The sequence below is a fragment of the Pseudonocardia sp. KRD291 genome (assembly GCF_019263595.1).
Taxonomy (GTDB): Bacteria; Actinomycetota; Actinomycetes; order Mycobacteriales; family Pseudonocardiaceae; genus Pseudonocardia.
This window is the reverse complement of the sequence record NZ_JADQDD010000146.1, coordinates 1-15,528: the sequence shown is the minus strand read 5'-3', so window position 1 is coordinate 15,528 and position 15,528 is coordinate 1. Positions and strand designations below refer to the sequence as shown.

Here is a 15,528-nt window from a genome sequence, read left to right as displayed (position 1 = left end):
CCGGAGCCCCGATCGAGAGCGACGAGCACTCGCTCACCGTCGGCCCGGACGGCCCGATCCTGCTCCAGGACGCCTACCTGATCGAGCAGATGGCGCAGTTCAACCGGGAGCGGATCCCGGAGCGTCAGCCGCACGCCAAGGGCAGCGGAGCGTTCGGCCGGTTCGAGGTGACCAACCCCGAGATCGCGAAGTACACGCGGGCGGCGCTGTTCCAGCCGGGCGCGAAGACCGAGATGGTGGCCCGCTTCTCCACCGTGGCCGGCGAGCGCGGCAGCCCGGACACCTGGCGCGACCCGCGCGGGTTCGCGCTGAAGTTCTACACGTCCGAGGGCAACTACGACATGGTCGGGAACAACACCCCGGTCTTCTTCGTGAAGGACCCGATGAAGTTCCAGCACTTCATCCGGTCCCAGAAGCGCCTGGCGGCGAACAACCTGCGTGACCACGACATGCAGTGGGACTTCTGGACCCTCTCGCCGGAGTCCGCGCACCAGGTGGCCTGGCTGATGGGCGACCGCGGGATCCCGCGCACCTGGCGGCACATGAACGGCTACAGCTCCCACACCTACATGTGGATCAACGCCGAGGGCGTGCGGAGCTGGGTCAAGTACACGTTCAAGACCGACCAGGGCCAGGAGTACTTCACCCAGCACGAGGCCGACCAGATGGCCGCGGCGGACACCGACTACCACACCCGTGACCTGTGGGAGCACATCCGCGACGGCGAGTACCCGACCTGGACGCTCCACGTTCAGATCATGCCGTACGAGGACGCCGCGAACTACCGGTTCAACCCGTTCGACCTGACCAAGGTGTGGCCGCACGCGGACTACCCGCTGATCGAGGTCGGGAAGATGACGCTGGACCGCAACCCGACCGACTACCACGCCGAGATCGAGCAGGCCGCCTTCCAGCCGAACAACCTGGTGCCCGGCATCGGGCCGAGCCCGGACCGGATGCTGCTGGCCCGGCTGTTCTCCTACGCCGACTCGCACCGGCACCGGGTCGGCACGAACTACCAGCAGCTCCCGGTGAACGCGCCGAAGGTCCCGGTGCACAGCTACTCCAAGGACGGGGCCATGCGGTACGTGAACGTCACGGACCCCGTCTACGCGCCGAACTCCAAGGGCGGCCCGGCCGCCGACACCCAGAACCACGGCACCCCGCCGAGCTGGCACACCGACGGCGACATCACCCGGGCGGCCTACGTCTCGCACGCCGAGGACGACGACTGGGGCCAGCCGGGCACGCTCGTGCGCGAGGTGATGGACGAGCAGGCCCGTGAGCGGCTGGTCGACAACGTCGTGGGGCACCTGCTCAACGGCGTCACCGAGCCGGTCCTGCAGCGCGCGTTCGAGTACTGGCGCAACATCGACAAGAACATCGGTGACCGGATCGCCTCCGGCGTCGAGTCGAAGAAGAGCGAGAAGGACCCGAAGGCCGCCGAGCAGGGCAACCCGGCCCGGGAGAGCATGCAGAGCAAGGCCTGACCGCCGCCGCGGCCGTCGACGACGGCCGTGGTGCGGCGACGCGGACAGCGGCGACGGCGGCCCGGTGGGTGGCCGTCGCCGCTCCGCGCGGGGGTCCGGTCGGTGCGCCGCTGTCCGGATCGCCTCGACCAAGCGAGTGATCTACACCGCGTGTCGTTAGCGGCCCTAACCATGCGGGTAATCGATGACATGCGACGCGACGACGACCAGTGGGACATCACGACGAGCGTGGGCGCGACCGCGCTCGCGGTGGCGGCCGGCCGGGCCGTGGAGACCGAGCGGGCCGACGGCCTGGTGCGCGACCCGTACGCGCAGGCGTTCGTGGACGCGACCGGCACCGAGATGCCCGACCGTCCCTGGAACGACGAGGCGTGGGCGGCCCAGGCGACCTACCTGGGCGTGCGGTCCCGGTTCTTCGACGACTGCCTCTGCGGTGCCGCGCGGGCCGGCGTCGACCAGGTCGTCATCCTGGCCGCGGGTCTGGACACCCGCGCCTTCCGGCTGGACTGGCCGAGCGGGGTGACGGTCTACGAGATCGACCAGTCGGCCGTGCTCGAGTTCAAGGACACGGTCCTCGACCGGGAGGGCGCCGACGCCGCCGCCGGCCGCTCCGTCGTCCCGGTCGACCTGCGCCACGACTGGCCCGCCGCCCTGACCGCCGCCGGGTTCGACCCGTCGTGGCGCACGGTGTGGCTGGCCGAGGGCCTGCTGCCGTACCTGCCCGCCGCGGCCGAGCGCCTGCTGTTCGAGCGGGTGCAGGAGCTCTCCGCGCCGGGGAGCCGGATCGCCGTCGAGCACTTCGGCGGCAGTATCGAGAAGATCACCTCGAGCCCCGAGTTCCGGACCATGTCGCAGCAGGTGATCGGTGCCGACGTCCGCACCCTGTTCTTCGAGGAGGAGCGCGGGTCCTCGCCCGAGGCGTGGCTGTCCGGGCACGGGTGGGCGGTGACCAGCCGGCTCTCCGGGGACCTGGCGCGCGAGTACGGCCGCCCGCTGCCGGCGAGCGTGCAGGACGTGATGGGCGGCGTGGAGCTGCTGCGCGCGGACCTGACGGGCTGAGGTCCCTCCCGTCAGCCGGGATCCCGGCCGGTGTGTCGGCCGCTCCGACGACCACGACGGGGCCGGGCGTGGCACGGTGGCCCCGTGTCCGGAGACGAGACCTGCCCGCACTGCGGCTCGGCGTCCGTCGTCCCGATCGGCCCGGCCCGGCCGTACGCACCGCCGCCCGGTCTCACGGCCGGCGGCGCCGCGGTCGACCAGCCGACGGACGAGCCCGACCGGCGCTGCCTGACCTGCGCGTTCGGCTGGCCGATCAGCGACCCCTACCCACGGTGGCCGCTCTCGACCGACCCCGGATGGCTGAGCCCCGAGGACCTGCGGCGGGCGGCGGGACTGGTCGACGAGCGGGTCGAGGTCACCATCGGGGTGTGCGACGCGGTGCGGGCCGCCGTCGGCGTCGAGGAGCCGCTGGCCGTGTACGCGGACCTGCGGGACTGGCTCGCGCAGCACTACGACGAGGTCCCCGGGGATCCGGTGGGCGCCGGGATGGACCGCCTCGTCGTCCCCGCCGACCGCGGTGACCTCGTACGGCTGCTGGAGTCGGCGAACCGGGTGTGCCGGGCGCTGGAGCTGGTGCGGTCGGCCACGGTGGTCGAGTACGACCGCGACGTCGCCGAGGTCGGGCGCCGGCTCGTCGAGTTCGACCGGATCGAGCTGGAGGCATCCGGCAGGCACACCTCGGGCAGGCAGACCTCGGGCAAGCACACCTCCGGTGAGCACGCCGACCGGCCGGGCGCGGCCGGGGCGGCCAACCTCGACGACCTCGACGACCTCGACGACCTCGACGACCTCGACGACCTCGACGACGAGACGACTCTGGAGGCACTGCTCCGGGCCGGCGCACCGGACGAGCCCGACGCGGTCGAGGGCTCCTGGGAGCCGGTCGTCGACATCGCGACGGCGGTCCTCGCCCGGCACGGGTCGGCGCTGGCCTGGGCCCGCGACGCCTGGCAGGTGCTCGCCCGGGCCGGCCTGACCGGGTTCGACAGCCACGTCGACCGGGCCCGGGTCGCCTGCCGCCTGCTCTGCCTCGACGTGCTGCGCCACGAGTTCGACGTCCGGATGTTCGGCGGCGGTGCCCCCGGCTACTGGACCCCCGACGTCGACGCGCTCCTCGACGCCGGCGACGGGATCGACCCGGTGGTGCTGGGCATGCTGGCCGAGCGCGACGACCTCGGTCTCGATACCGAGGCCGAGGCGGAGTACGAGGAGGGGTGGTGCCGCACCGTCGTCGAGGCCGTGGTGCGCCAGGAGTGTCCCGACGTCGTGTGGGCGCTGCGCGAACACCAGGGCGACGCCGTCGTGTTCGCCTCGCTCTGGGCCGCCGCCCGCGACGACGTGCGCTACCCGCTCTCCGGCGAGGCGGTCGCGTGGATCGTCGACTCCGACCTCTCGGCGGACAAGATGGTCGCCTACGAGTGGGTCGGGGACGGGATGCCGATCGACTGACCGGTCACCGGGCCTCAGACCGGCGGCTGCGGGTCGTACTGGATCCCGCGCCGGACCTCCCGCGCCCGGTCCGCCCCGGCCAGCCGGGCCACCAGGTACAGCGCCATGTCGATCCCGGCCGAGACGCCGGCGGCGGTGATCACGTCGCCGTGGTCGACGAACCGTTCGGCGGGCCGCACCTCGATCGACGGGTCGAGGGAGGCGAGGGTCTCGAGCGAGCCCCAGTGCGTGGTCGCGGACCGGCCCGCGAGCAGCCCGGCGGCGGCGAACACCAGCGAGCCGGTGCACACGCTGGTCATCAGCGGCACCTGCGCGCGTTGCCGTCGGACCCAGTCGAGGTGGTCGGTGTCCTCGAGCTGGGGCCGGGTGCCGGCACCGCCGGGGTGCAGCAGGACCTGCAGCTCGGGGGCGTCGGCGAACGAGTGGTGCGCCTGCACGGTCAGCCCCTTCGCACACCGCACCGGCCCTCCCGTGCGGGACAGGCAGGAGATCTCGTAGCCGTCCTGCGGCCAGTGCTTGGCCCAGAAGGCGAGCACCTCCCACGGACCGATCGCGTCGAGCTCCTCGACGTCGTCGAACAGGACGATCCCGATGTGGTTCATGCCGTTGCCCTCTCGCTGGGGTGCGCCGTCCCGGGGGAGCCGATTCCGGTTCGCCGTCTCTCCAATGGGGTCGTCCGGACGCGGGTCCGAGTTCCCGGGACGAGGTGCCGTTGCGGCCCGGCGGGTGTCGCGTCGGTGGTTCGGTGGAGGGACGGGTGGAACGGGCCTGGTGCCTCCCACTCGCCTGTCACTTGTCGCTCGTCGCCTGTCGAGTGGCGCTACCGCCCGCGCCGGTGGGACGTGCTGAGGTGGGGCGGAACATGGTGGGCTCCGGATGCTGACCCAGGAGTGCGCTGAGTGGTCGCTGACCTGCGACGACAGACCTGTTGTTCGAACATTTGTTCGACTAGAATGGGTCCATGTCCGACGCCCGGATCGCCGCCGCGCACGACCGCCTCATCGAGGCCGTCGAAGACCTGCGCGCGGCCGTCGTCGGGGCGAGTGACACCGGACAGATCTCGGTGCTCATCGCCTGCGAGGCCGCGCGACGCCGGCTCGATCACCTCTCGGTCGGCGTCCTGGCCGCTGCCGAACGCCGCGACGTGTTCACCTCGCGCGGCTACAAGACCAGCACCGCCGCCCTGGCCGACCTCCTCGGCTGGGAACGACACGAGGCCCGCCGCCACACCACTGCCGCGGAGAACGTGGTCGGGAAGACCGCCCTGGACGGCACCGTGCTGCCGCCGCGGCTACCCGCCACCAGCGAGGTGTTCGACGCCGGGCGCACCAGCCTGCGCCACGTCGAGGTCGTGGCGAAGGTCCTCGGGTCCCGCGCCGCCGACCGGCTCACGCCGCAGGTGTGGGCGGCCGCTGAAGCCGAACTCGCCGCCAAGAGCAGCGACTACACGCCCACCGAGCTACAGACGTGGGGAACCGAGCTGATCGAGAAGCTCGACCAGGACGGCCCCGCCCCCGACGACGAGCACCCCGAACCGGAGGTCAACGAGCTGCGCCTGGTGCGCCACCGCAATGGCCCTGGCGGGAAGATCACCGGACGGTTCGACGACGCCGCCATGTTCGACACGATCGCCACGGTCATCGACGCGAAGTCCAAGCCGACCTCGTCGGACGAGACCCGCGAACCCGCCCACCGGCAGGCCGAGGCCTTGGCCGAGGTGTGTGGATTCGCCCTGTCCCACGGGCCCACCGCGCTCGTACCCGCCAGCGGCGGGCGGCGACCGCAGATCTCGGTGATCATCCGGCTCGAGGACCTCGAAGCCCGCGCCCGCAACGGGATGCTCGACTTCGGCGGCCAAACCTCACCCGAGACCCTGCGGATGCTGGCCTGCGACGCCGCCGTCCTCCCGATCGTCCTCAACGGCGAAGGACAACCCCTCGACGTCGGACGCGTCACCCGCTCGATCCCCGACGGACTCCGCCGCGCCGTGATCGCCCGCGACCGCGGGTGCGCCCACCCCGGATGCGACCGGCCGCCGTCGTGGTGCGAGGTCCACCACATCATTCCGTGGGAAGACCTCGGCCACACCAAGATCGACAACCTGGTGATGCTGTGTCGACAGCACCACCGCCTGATCCACCACCCCGGATGGACCGTCCGCATCCGCGACGGACTCCCCGAGTTCCTACCCCCGGCCTGGATCGACCCCACCCGGACACCACGCAGGCAGCCCGGATCGGTGATCGACATCCCGGAGCCGCGACACGACTCGGCACCCGTCGAGGCAGCGAGATGCGACGCCACCTCGGGTGTCCGCGTCGCGAACTTCGACGGCCTCTTCAGCTCGCCGGCCACCTGATCCCACGCCACTGCGCGTCGACGTGAGTCATTGCGGTGATCCGGTAAGCCATCTGCCTGCGCGTTGCTACGGTCCCCGAGGTGTGGGTATCCGACGGCGCCGGCGGGTCCTGAGCCGTCGCGCTTTGCCGCGGGGTCGCGCGGCGAGTTCCGCAGCACCGTCGCCGACGGCATCGGGCAGGATCTCAGCTCCCGCTCAGGGGGCTCGGGCCAGTCTGGAGGGGTGGCCCGGATCGTCGGGGGTCGCAACGGAGAGAAACGGGGGATCCATGACCTGGCTGGACATACTCGTCGTGGTGATCGTCATCGCCGCCGCGATCGGAGGCTTCCGCACGCTGGGAGGCGCAGCCCGCGGAGGACGGCTGCTGGGGCTGCTGGTCGGGGCCGGGATCGGGGCCGCGTTCAGCGGGAACCTGTCCCAGTACGGATCGACCGTGGGATCGGTCTACGTGCTGGTGCTGATCGGGGCGGTGATCGGGCTGCTGCTCGGCATCCTGGTCGGCGGGTTCCTGGGCTCACTCGTGTCTCGGGTGCTGCTCAAGGCGCGGTTGTCGTTCCTCGACCGGCTGGTCGGGGCGCTGACCGGCGCGGCGTCGGCGCTGCTGCTGATCTGGCTGGTGTCCTGGCTCGTCCCGGCCGTCGTAGGGCCCGGGCCGCTGGCTCCGGTCACGTCGATCGGAGACTCACTCGGCGGACGGAGCGTGATCGTCGACTCGGTCGAGCAGGTGCTGCCGGACACCACCGAGACCGTGCGCGTGCTGGTCGGCGAGGTGGCCCCGCCGACCCGGTGACCACCCGGTCGATCGGGCCCGCGAGCCGCCGACTGCGGCCTGCGGCGGCCGCTACACAGGCGGATACGACCGATGTCGTTCTTGCTCGACACACCTCGCCTAGTGTGTGCGAAAGTGCCCACCGCGAGGTCGTCACGGCGTCGTGAGGGGATCGGGGGCGGGATGACGGCAGACGGCAGGGACGCCGCGGAGGCGGTCGTGCTCACCCACGCACGCTCGGCCACCGAGCGGTCGTTGCTGGAGAAGTGGGCGTCCGAGCACCATCCGGGTGCACCGGTCGTCGCCTACGGCGACGGGCCGGCGGCGCCGTCCGGGCTCGAGTCCCGGCTGGGCAGCGACGCCACCCTCGTGGTCCCGGTCCGGATCGCCTGGATCCCGCCGGAGGGCGAGCCCGGCGCGGTCAACCGGGTCACCGAGCTGGTGTCCACGCTGGCGATGCGCCGGGCACCGTGGCGCCTGCACGGGCAGATGGCCCGGCGCGTCCCGGAGTCGGCGCGGATCGTGGCCGGCGAGCCCGCGACCGTCGGTGACCTCGTCTCGCGGTTCGCGGCGCAGGAGGGCGGACGGCCCTCCGAGGACGATGGGCGTTCCGGCGCGTTCGCCCGGTTCGTCGTCCGTCAGGCGACGCTGGCGTGTGACCGCGCGGAGCGGCGGCTGCTCGGCGACCGGTACAAGGTGCCGCGCCGGATGGTCGAGCAGATCACCGCGTCCGCCCGTTTCCGTGCGCTGGCCGAACGTCTCGGCGTCGAGGTGGGCAAGCCGAGCTCCGAGGTGGCTCGGGACCTGGAGTCCTGCCTGCACGAGATGGCCGCCGTGCAGAGCCCGCCGGCGATCGACACGTTCCGCACGCTGATGGGGCCGCTGCACACCAAGGCGTGGGACGTGAAGGTCGACGAGGCCGGGCTGGAGCGGCTGCGCGAGCTGAACAAGGAGCACGCGCTCGTGTTCCTGCCCTCGCACCGTTCCTACTCCGACCCGCTGCTGTTCGCCGAGGTGCTGCACGACCGCGACTTCCCGCGCAACCACGTGCTCGGCGGCAACAACCTGTCGTTCTGGCCGATGGGCGCACTGGGCCGGCGGGCCGGGATCGTGTTCATCCGCCGCACGTTCGGCGGCGACACGATCTACAAGGCCGCGATCCAGGAGTATCTGGGTCATCTGATGGCCAAGCGGTTCAACCTCGAGTGGTACATCGAGGGCGGCCGCAGCCGCACCGGCAAGCTGCGCAGGCCGCGCTACGGGCTGCTGCGCTACCTCGCCGCCGCGCTGGAGGACCGGCCCGAGCTCGACGCCGTCCTGGTGCCGGTCTCGATCGTCTACGACCAGCTGCACGAGGTCGGCGCGATGGCCGCCGAGCAGCGCGGCGGGTCGAAGAAGGCCGAGGGGCTGGGGTGGCTGGCCGGCTACTTCCGCGACCAGCGCCGCCACATCGGCACCGCCCAGGTGCGTTTCGGCGAGCCGTTCTCGCTGCGCGAGTCCCTCGCCGAGTCCGAGCAAGGGTCGGCGCAGCTGGAGAAGGTCGCGTTCCGGGTGTGTGCCGGGATCAACCGGGTCAGCCCGGCGACGGCGACGTCGCTGGTCACGTTCGCGCTGCTCACCGCGCGCGACCGGGCGCTGACGCTGCAGCAGCTCCGCGACGTCGTCGCGCCGCTGGCCGACTACCTGGAGGCCCGCGGCGTGCCGGTGCCGGTCGCCGAGCTGCGGACCCGGCACGGCATGCGGATGACGCTGGACCGGCTCGCCGAGGCCGAGGTCGTCACGATCTACGAGGGCGGCACCGAGCCGGTGTTCTCGATCAGCCGGGGACGCCACCACGTGGCCGCGTTCTACCGCAACGGCGCGCTGCACCACCTGCTCAACCGGGCGCTGACCGAGGTGGCGCTGCTGCGCGCAGGCGACGCCTCCGACGGCGAGGACCTGCTCGAGCTCGGTTGGCGGGAGCTCACGCGCCTGCGCGACCTGCTCAAGTTCGAGTTCTTCTTCTCCGACAAGCGCGAGTTCGCCGCCGAGATCCGCGGCGAGCTGTCCGTGCTGGACCCGCAGTGGCGCCAGAGCCGGGCGCGGCCGGCGGATGCCCGTGCGGCGCTGCGGCAGGCCCCGCTGCTCGTCGCACCCGGCGTGCTGCGCTCGTTCCTGGACGCGCAGCTGGTGGTGGCCGAGCAGCTCCTCGCCCTGGAGACCGACCCGCCCGCCGACCGGGACGAGTTCCTGGAGATCTGCCTGGGCGTCGGCCGGCAGATGCTGCTGCAGCACCGCCTCGACCGTGCGGACTCCGTGTCGCGCGAGCTCTACGCCACGGCCCTGCGCCTGGCCGACAACCGTGACCTGGTCGAGCCGTCCGGGGGTGACGGGGACGAGAGCAGCGAACGCGGAACGAGAATGGGCTGGGCACCCGTGCAGGAGCGGCGCCGCGCCTGGCGCGACGAGCTGGCCGGGCTGATCGACGACCTGACACGCATCGGGCGCCTGGAGCGGGCGCGACTGGAGGTGGTCCTGGGTGGCCGCGCCGAGAGCAGCGACAGCGCGCCGAGCATCGGCGCCGACCCGACCGGGGGCGCCGACGTCGCGGCCCCCGGGCGCGCCGGCCCGGACCCGGCAGGAGACACCGGTGTCGCAAGCTGAGCGCCTCCGCGCGATCCGCGCGGTCCCGCCGGGCCCGGACACGGTGGCCTACTTCGACTACGACGGCACGATCATCGACGGCTACTCGGCCGGGGCGTTCTACCGCAGGCGCCTGCGCGAGTTCGACGTCGGCGCCGTCGAGCTGCTGCGTACGATCGCGTCCGGCCTGCGCGGCATCCGCACCAACGACGACTTCCGCGAGTTCCTCGCGCTCACCCTGGCCACCTGGCAGGGGCGCACCGAGGCCGAGCTGTTCGACCTGGGCCGGGAGCTGTTCGTCTCCGAGATCGCCGGGCAGCTGCACCAGGAGGCGTGGGAGCTCGTCGCCACGCACAAGGAGTGCGGGCACACCGTCGTCATGGCGTCCTCGGCGACCCGGTTCCAGGTGCAGCCGATGGCCGACGAGCTGGGCGCGGACAAGGTCCTGTGCACCGAGCTGGAGGTGCGTGACGGCGTGCTCACCGGCCGTCCGGAGGGCACGCCGCTGTGGGGCCCGGGCAAGGCCGCCGCCGTGGTCGCCGACGCCGCCGAGCGCGGTGCCGACCTCGAGGGCTGCTTCGCCTACGCCAACGGCACCGAGGACGTCGACTTCCTCTCCGCCGTCGGACACCCGGTCGCGGTCTCGCCCACCGACCTGTTGCGCACCATCGCCACCGAGAAGGGCTGGCCGGTCCTGGACTGCGCGCCGCGCGGCGGGCTGCTCCCGGACGTCTCCGACGTGGCCCGCACCGCCGTGTTCTACGGCGGGATGATCGGCGGGTTCGGCGCCGCGATGGGGGCGGGCCTGCTGCACGGGTCGCGCCGCAAGTTCATCGACATGGCCTGCAGCGTCGGGGCCGACGTCGGGTTCGGGATGGCCGGGATCGACGTCGAGGTGACCGGGGCCGAGCACCTGGTCTCGGCGCGACCGTGTGTCTTCCTGTTCAACCACCAGTCCAAGTTCGACGTGCCGATCCTGATGAAGCTCCTGCGCGGCGGCTTCACCGGCGTCGCGAAGAAGGAGGCGGCGGCGATCCCGCTGTGGGGCCAGCTGTTCCAGGCCGCGGACGTCGCGTTCATCGACCGCGCCGACACCACCAAGGCCAGGGAGGCTCTCGAGCCCGCCGTGCGCACGCTGCGCGAGGACGGGATCTCGCTGGCGATGGCCCCGGAGGGCACGCGCTCTCCGACGCCGAAGCTCGGCCCGTTCAAGAAGGGCGCGTTCCACATCGCCATGCAGGCCGGTGTCCCGGTGGTCCCGATCGTGATCCGCAACGCCGGGGAGATCATGTGGCGGGGTGCGCAGACGCTGCGCCCGGGCACCGTCGAGGTCGCGGTGCTGGAGCCGATCGACACCGCGGGCTGGAGGCGCGAGTCCGTCGCGCAGCACACCGAGGACGTCCGCGACCGGTTCGTCGAGACGCTGGTGCACTGGCCGGTGGAGCGCTGATGTCGTCTCTGGCCTGGGGCACGGCCCGGGAGATGTCGCCGTTCGAGGTCATGATGTGGCGTGCGGAGTCCGACCCGCGGCTGCGGGCGCCGGTGATGGCGCTGGAGATCCTCGACGTCACGCCCGACTGGGACCGGATGGTCGACGCGCACGACTGGGCGTCGCGGATGGTGCCGCGGTTCCGGGAGCGGGTGCGCGACGCGCTCGGCGGGCTGGGCACGCCCTACTGGATCCAGGACGGCGCGTTCGACCTGCACTACCACCTGCGCCGGGTGCGCCTCGCCGGTGACGGCGGCTGGGACGAGCTCGCCGCGGTCGCCGAGCGGGTGATGATGACCCCGTTCGACCGGGAGCGCCCACCGTGGGAGGCGACGCTCGTCGAGGGACTGTCCGGAGGCCGGTCGGCGTACCTGCTCAAGATGCACCACGTGCTCACCGACGGCCTCGGCGCGATCCAGCTGCTGAGCCAGCTGCACTCGCGCCGCCGCGAGCACGACCCGGACAAGCCGCAGCCCGACGCGCCGCAGCCGCAGCGGGTCGACCACGTCGGGGAGGTGGACCGTCTCGTCCGCCGCGAGATGGGGATCGTCCCGGCGGCCGCCCGCGCCACCCGCGACGTGCTGGGCGCGCTGAGCAGGCCGGTCAGCGCCGTCGCCGAGTCCGTGCGCTACCTCGACTCGGCGGTGCGGGTGCTCTCGCCGGCGCCCGGCGGTTCGTCGGAGCTGCTGCGCCCGCGCGGGATGTCCTGGCGGTTCGCCGCGCTGGACGTGAAGTTCGCGGACCTGCGCGCGGCCGGGAAGTCGGTCGGCGGGTCGTTCAACGACACCTACCTCGCCGCGCTGCTCGGCGCGTTCCGCCTCTACCACCTCGAGTCCGGGCACCCGGTCGCTCCGGAGGCGACGCTGCGGGTGTCGGTGCCGGTCTCGGTCCGCCGCTCCGGCGACGGCGACGGCGGGAACCGCTTCGCGCCGGCCCGGATCGGCGGGCCGATGGGGATCGTCGACCCGGCCGAGCGGATCGCCGCGATCTCGGCGCTGATGAAGGCCGCCCGCGCCGAACCGGCGCTGGAGAGCACCGACGTGGTGGCTCCGCTGCTGGCGCGGCTGCCCGGGCCGCTGCTCACGATGGTCGGCGGCGCCACGACGATGGGCAACGACCTGCAGGCCAGCAACGTGCCCGGCCTCCCGTTCGACGCCTACCTGTGCGGGGCCCGGATCGAGCGGGTCTACCCGTTCGCGCCGCTGCCCGGCTGCGCGGCGATGATCACGCTCGTCACGCACGGCGACGTCTGCTGCGTCGGGGCGAACCTGGACGCGACCGCGATCACCGACCGGGCGCTGTTCACCGACTGCCTGGTCCGCGGGTTCTCCGAGGTGCTGGCGCTGAACCCGGGATCGGCGGACCCGGTGCTGCCGCGGTGACCCCGCCGCCTGCCTACCACCGGGGCGGGCGGGGTGAGCCGCTCGTCCTGCTGCACGGCATGACGTCGTCCTGGCGTGCGTGGCGCCCGATCCTGCCGATGCTCGAACGCCACCACGACGTCTACGCGATCACGATGCCCGGACATCTCGGCGGGCGCCCGATGCCCGATGGCGAGCCGGTGACGATCGACGCGATCGTCGACGAGCTGTGCGTGACGCTGGACGAGCTGGGCCTCGACGCCCCGCACGTGGCCGGCAACTCGCTGGGTGGCTGGGTGGCCCTGGAGCTGGCGCGGCGCGGTCGTGCGTCGTCGGTCGTCGCGCTGTCCCCGGCCGGGGCGTGGGCGGTCCCGCTGGACATGTACCGGCTGCTGTCGCTGTTCCGGATCGGTTCGGTGGTCGCCGGATGGGGGCCGATGCAGCGCCTGGCCGCGACCGTCCCGTGCCTGCGCCGGGTCCTGATGCGCTCGATCGCCGAGCACGCCGACCGCTACTCCGGCGACGAGGTCGAGATCCTCTTCGACGACATGGCCGGCTGCACCGTCCTCGGCCCGCTGCTGTCGCGGGCGACGATCGACGGGCCGATCCGGACGTTCCAGGCCGTTCCCTGCCCGGTCCGGATCGCGTGGGCCGGGTCGGACCGGACGATCCCGTTCCGCAGCTACGGCCGTCCGATGCTCGACGCGGTCCCGGACGCGGACTTCGTCGTGCTGCCGGGCGTCGGGCACGTGCCGATGGTGGACAACCCCGAGCTCGTCGCGTGGACGATCCTGCAGCACACCCGCTACGTCTCGGCGCACGCGCCGCGCTCGGGCTAGGACCCGACCAGCGGCGCGTCCGGGTCGATCACGATCGCCCGGGAGCGGAACGCCGAGTCGAGCGTCGCCCACACCCAGCGGGCGAGCTCCTGGGCCAGCTCGTCGAGCGGGAGCGGGTCGGCCGACTCCAGCCAGCGCCCGGTCGCGGCGTCGACCAGCCCGACCGCGCCCGCGGCCAGCGGCTCGGCGACGGCGGCCGGTAGCCCGCCACCGGGGATCTCCTCGCCGAGCAGGCCGACCACGCGGTCGGCGATGCGCTGGCGGACGTCGGTGACCGCGTCGGTCACCCGGGACGCCCGCAGGATGTAGCGGTAGAGGTCGGTGTGCCCGGCCAGCCACTGCACGTGCGCGGCGACAGCGGCGGTGAGCATCTCCCGCGGCGTGCCGCGCGGCGTCCACACCGGCGCCAGTGCCTCCACGTACAGCGTGAGCGCGCGCTCGGCGATCGCGCCCTGCAGGTCGTCCAGGCCGTCGAAGTGGCGGTAGAGGGCGGGGCGGGGGACGCCGGCCGCGGCCGCGATCTGCTCGGTGGTGGCCTCCGCGCCGTGTTCGGCGATCGCCGTCATCGCGGCGTCGACCACCTCCGCGCGCCGCCCGGCCCGCTGCCCGGCCCAGCGCCGGGCACGTCCGTCGGCCGAGGCGGTACTCGATCCGGTCCCGTTCACCCGTCCATCATCCCGGTCGGCGTTGACATCGACGCCGGGGGCGGTCCATGATCCGTCGGTAAGGGGTACACGCTGTACGGGATACATGGTGTTCCGGCACGACCCCGCGTCGGTGCCGATGCCCGTCCCACCGGCGTGTTCTCGACGACGACCGAGGAGACCCGCCCGTGACCGACACCGCTCCCCGTCCCCGCCGCCTGCAGGGCGCCGACGTCGGCATCCCGCCGCGTCAGCTGGACTTCCGGCTCCCGGACGAGCTCGCGCCCTGGGCCTACGCCGACAACGCGACCGCGACGCTGTTCCTGGCCATGCTCTCGGCGATCTTCCCGCCGGGGGAGGACTTCTTCGTGCGCTCGGTCGTCGCCTTCCGCGACCGGGTCACCGACGAGGAGCTGCGCGCCCGGGTCTCCGGCTTCACCGCCCAGGAGGTGATCCACAGCCGCGAGCACGACCGTCTCAACTCCGCCTTCCGCGCCCGCGGGTTCCCGGTCGGCGTGCCGGAGAAGGCCGTCGCCACCGCACTGAAGATCCTGCAGCGGACGTCGCCGCGTCAGCAGCTGGCCTGCACCGCGCTGATGGAGCACTTCACCGCCGTGCTGGCCGAGGACATCCTGGGCTCCGACGAGTTCGGCCGACGCGTGCACGGCGACATCGCCGAGCTGTGGCTCTGGCACGCCCTCGAGGAACTCGAGCACAAGTCGGTCACCTACGAGGTGTACGAGGTGATCGGGACCGATCAGAAGGAGCGGGACCGGTCGGTGCCGCTGGTGCTGTCCACCGTCGGGGTCGCGGCCCTGTTCGGCTGGGGGTACCTGCTGGTCCAGCAGGGGATCTGGCGCCGCCCGTCGGATCTGCGCGAGGGATGGCGGCTGATGTTCGGACCCGGGCAGTTCATGCGCAGGGTGCTGACCCGGATGCCGGTGTTCAACCACCCGCGCTTCCACCCGAACCGCCACGACACCCGCGCGCTGGAGAAGCAGTGGCGGGAGATCCTGTTCGGGGAGGACGGCTCGCTCACCGAGCAACTGCGCCGCCCCTCGCGCGGCTGAGGAGCCACCTCGCCGCCGGGCGTCACGACGCCGGGCGGCCGATCAGGACGGTCCAGCGTCCGGGGCCGGCCGGGGCGAGTACGACCAGCGGGCCGTCGGTCGCCGCCGCCCGTGCCGTCGGGGCGACGGTGGAGGTGCGGACGGTCCACCGCGTCGTGGTGCCGTCGGCGAGGGTCAGGGTGACCGTCGAGCCGGGTGCGGCGGTGGTCGGCGCGGCGAGCCGGAGGACCTGCCGGTCCCGGCCGTTCCAGATGCCGGGGCGGGCGGGGAGACCTGCGGCGTCCCGGGGTACGGCGGCGACCTCGGTCGTGCGGCCGCCGAGGGTGATCGACCGGGCTGCGGCAGGCGGGACCGATGTGGACGTGGAGGTGTCCGGG

The 15,528-nt window shown here is 72.9% G+C and carries 13 protein-coding genes; 10 read left to right on the top strand and 3 right to left on the bottom strand.

The window, feature by feature from the left end; translation table 11 throughout:
* The 3 genes from I4I78_RS19620 to I4I78_RS19610 form a co-directional block, all read left to right on the top strand.
* On the top strand, window positions 1–1,490 hold a 1,490-nt coding region (locus I4I78_RS19620), incomplete at its 5' end, for a catalase (protein WP_226380029.1).
* A gap of 189 nt (window positions 1,491–1,679) precedes the next feature.
* Window positions 1,680–2,549, top strand: a complete 870-nt coding sequence (locus tag I4I78_RS19615) for a class I SAM-dependent methyltransferase (RefSeq protein ID WP_218612856.1) — start codon at window positions 1,680–1,682, stop codon at window positions 2,547–2,549.
* 84 nt (window positions 2,550–2,633) lie between these two features.
* Window positions 2,634–3,998 (top strand): hypothetical protein, encoded by a 1,365-nt coding sequence (locus tag I4I78_RS19610; protein WP_218612855.1) that lies wholly within the window; start codon window positions 2,634–2,636, stop codon window positions 3,996–3,998.
* A 14-nt stretch (window positions 3,999–4,012) separates the two neighbouring features.
* On the opposite strand, the gene I4I78_RS19605 is transcribed toward I4I78_RS19610, so the two are convergent.
* Window positions 4,013–4,600 (bottom strand): DJ-1/PfpI family protein, encoded by a 588-nt coding sequence (locus I4I78_RS19605; RefSeq protein WP_218612854.1) that lies wholly within the window; start codon window positions 4,598–4,600, stop codon window positions 4,013–4,015.
* A gap of 359 nt (window positions 4,601–4,959) precedes the next feature.
* Between I4I78_RS19605 and I4I78_RS19600 the strand changes: the two genes are divergently transcribed.
* From I4I78_RS19600 to I4I78_RS19580, 6 genes are all read left to right on the top strand, one after another.
* Complete coding sequence (locus tag I4I78_RS19600; protein ID WP_218612853.1) at window positions 4,960–6,357, top strand: HNH endonuclease signature motif containing protein; 1,398 nt, start codon at window positions 4,960–4,962, stop codon at window positions 6,355–6,357.
* A 268-nt stretch (window positions 6,358–6,625) separates the two neighbouring features.
* A complete protein-coding gene (locus tag I4I78_RS19595; RefSeq protein WP_218612852.1) occupies window positions 6,626–7,147 on the top strand; it encodes a CvpA family protein in 522 nt (173 codons plus the stop codon).
* Window positions 7,148–7,309: 162 nt separating this feature from the next.
* On the top strand, window positions 7,310–9,769 hold the full coding sequence (locus I4I78_RS32935) for a glycerol-3-phosphate 1-O-acyltransferase (protein WP_226380028.1): 2,460 nt from the start codon (window positions 7,310–7,312) through the stop codon (window positions 9,767–9,769).
* Window positions 9,756–11,198: an HAD-IB family hydrolase gene (locus tag I4I78_RS33885; protein WP_308252229.1), complete on the top strand. Its 1,443-nt coding sequence runs from the start codon at window positions 9,756–9,758 to the stop codon at window positions 11,196–11,198. The genes I4I78_RS32935 and I4I78_RS33885 overlap by 14 nt, the downstream gene beginning before the upstream one ends.
* Entirely contained in the window at window positions 11,198–12,619 is a 1,422-nt protein-coding gene (locus I4I78_RS19585) for a wax ester/triacylglycerol synthase domain-containing protein (RefSeq protein ID WP_218612850.1), read from the top strand. Before I4I78_RS33885 ends, I4I78_RS19585 begins: the two co-directional genes overlap by 1 nt.
* Entirely contained in the window at window positions 12,616–13,437 is an 822-nt protein-coding gene (locus I4I78_RS19580; RefSeq protein ID WP_308252228.1) for an alpha/beta fold hydrolase, read from the top strand. Before I4I78_RS19585 ends, I4I78_RS19580 begins: the two co-directional genes overlap by 4 nt.
* Here the strand turns inward: I4I78_RS19580 and I4I78_RS19575 are convergent.
* Window positions 13,434–14,102 carry a TetR/AcrR family transcriptional regulator gene (locus tag I4I78_RS19575; RefSeq protein ID WP_308252227.1) on the bottom strand — a complete coding sequence of 223 codons (669 nt, stop codon included), beginning with the start codon at window positions 14,100–14,102 and terminating at the stop codon, window positions 13,434–13,436. The genes I4I78_RS19580 and I4I78_RS19575 overlap by 4 nt on opposite strands.
* 167 nt (window positions 14,103–14,269) lie before the next feature.
* Here I4I78_RS19575 and I4I78_RS19570 point away from each other — a divergent pair, with 167 nt between their 5' ends.
* Complete coding sequence (locus I4I78_RS19570) at window positions 14,270–15,151, top strand: metal-dependent hydrolase (RefSeq protein WP_218612848.1); 882 nt, start codon at window positions 14,270–14,272, stop codon at window positions 15,149–15,151.
* Window positions 15,152–15,173: 22 nt separating this feature from the next.
* On the opposite strand, the gene I4I78_RS19565 is transcribed toward I4I78_RS19570, so the two are convergent.
* On the bottom strand, window positions 15,174–15,528 hold a 355-nt coding region (locus I4I78_RS19565), incomplete at its 5' end, for a hypothetical protein (RefSeq protein ID WP_218612847.1).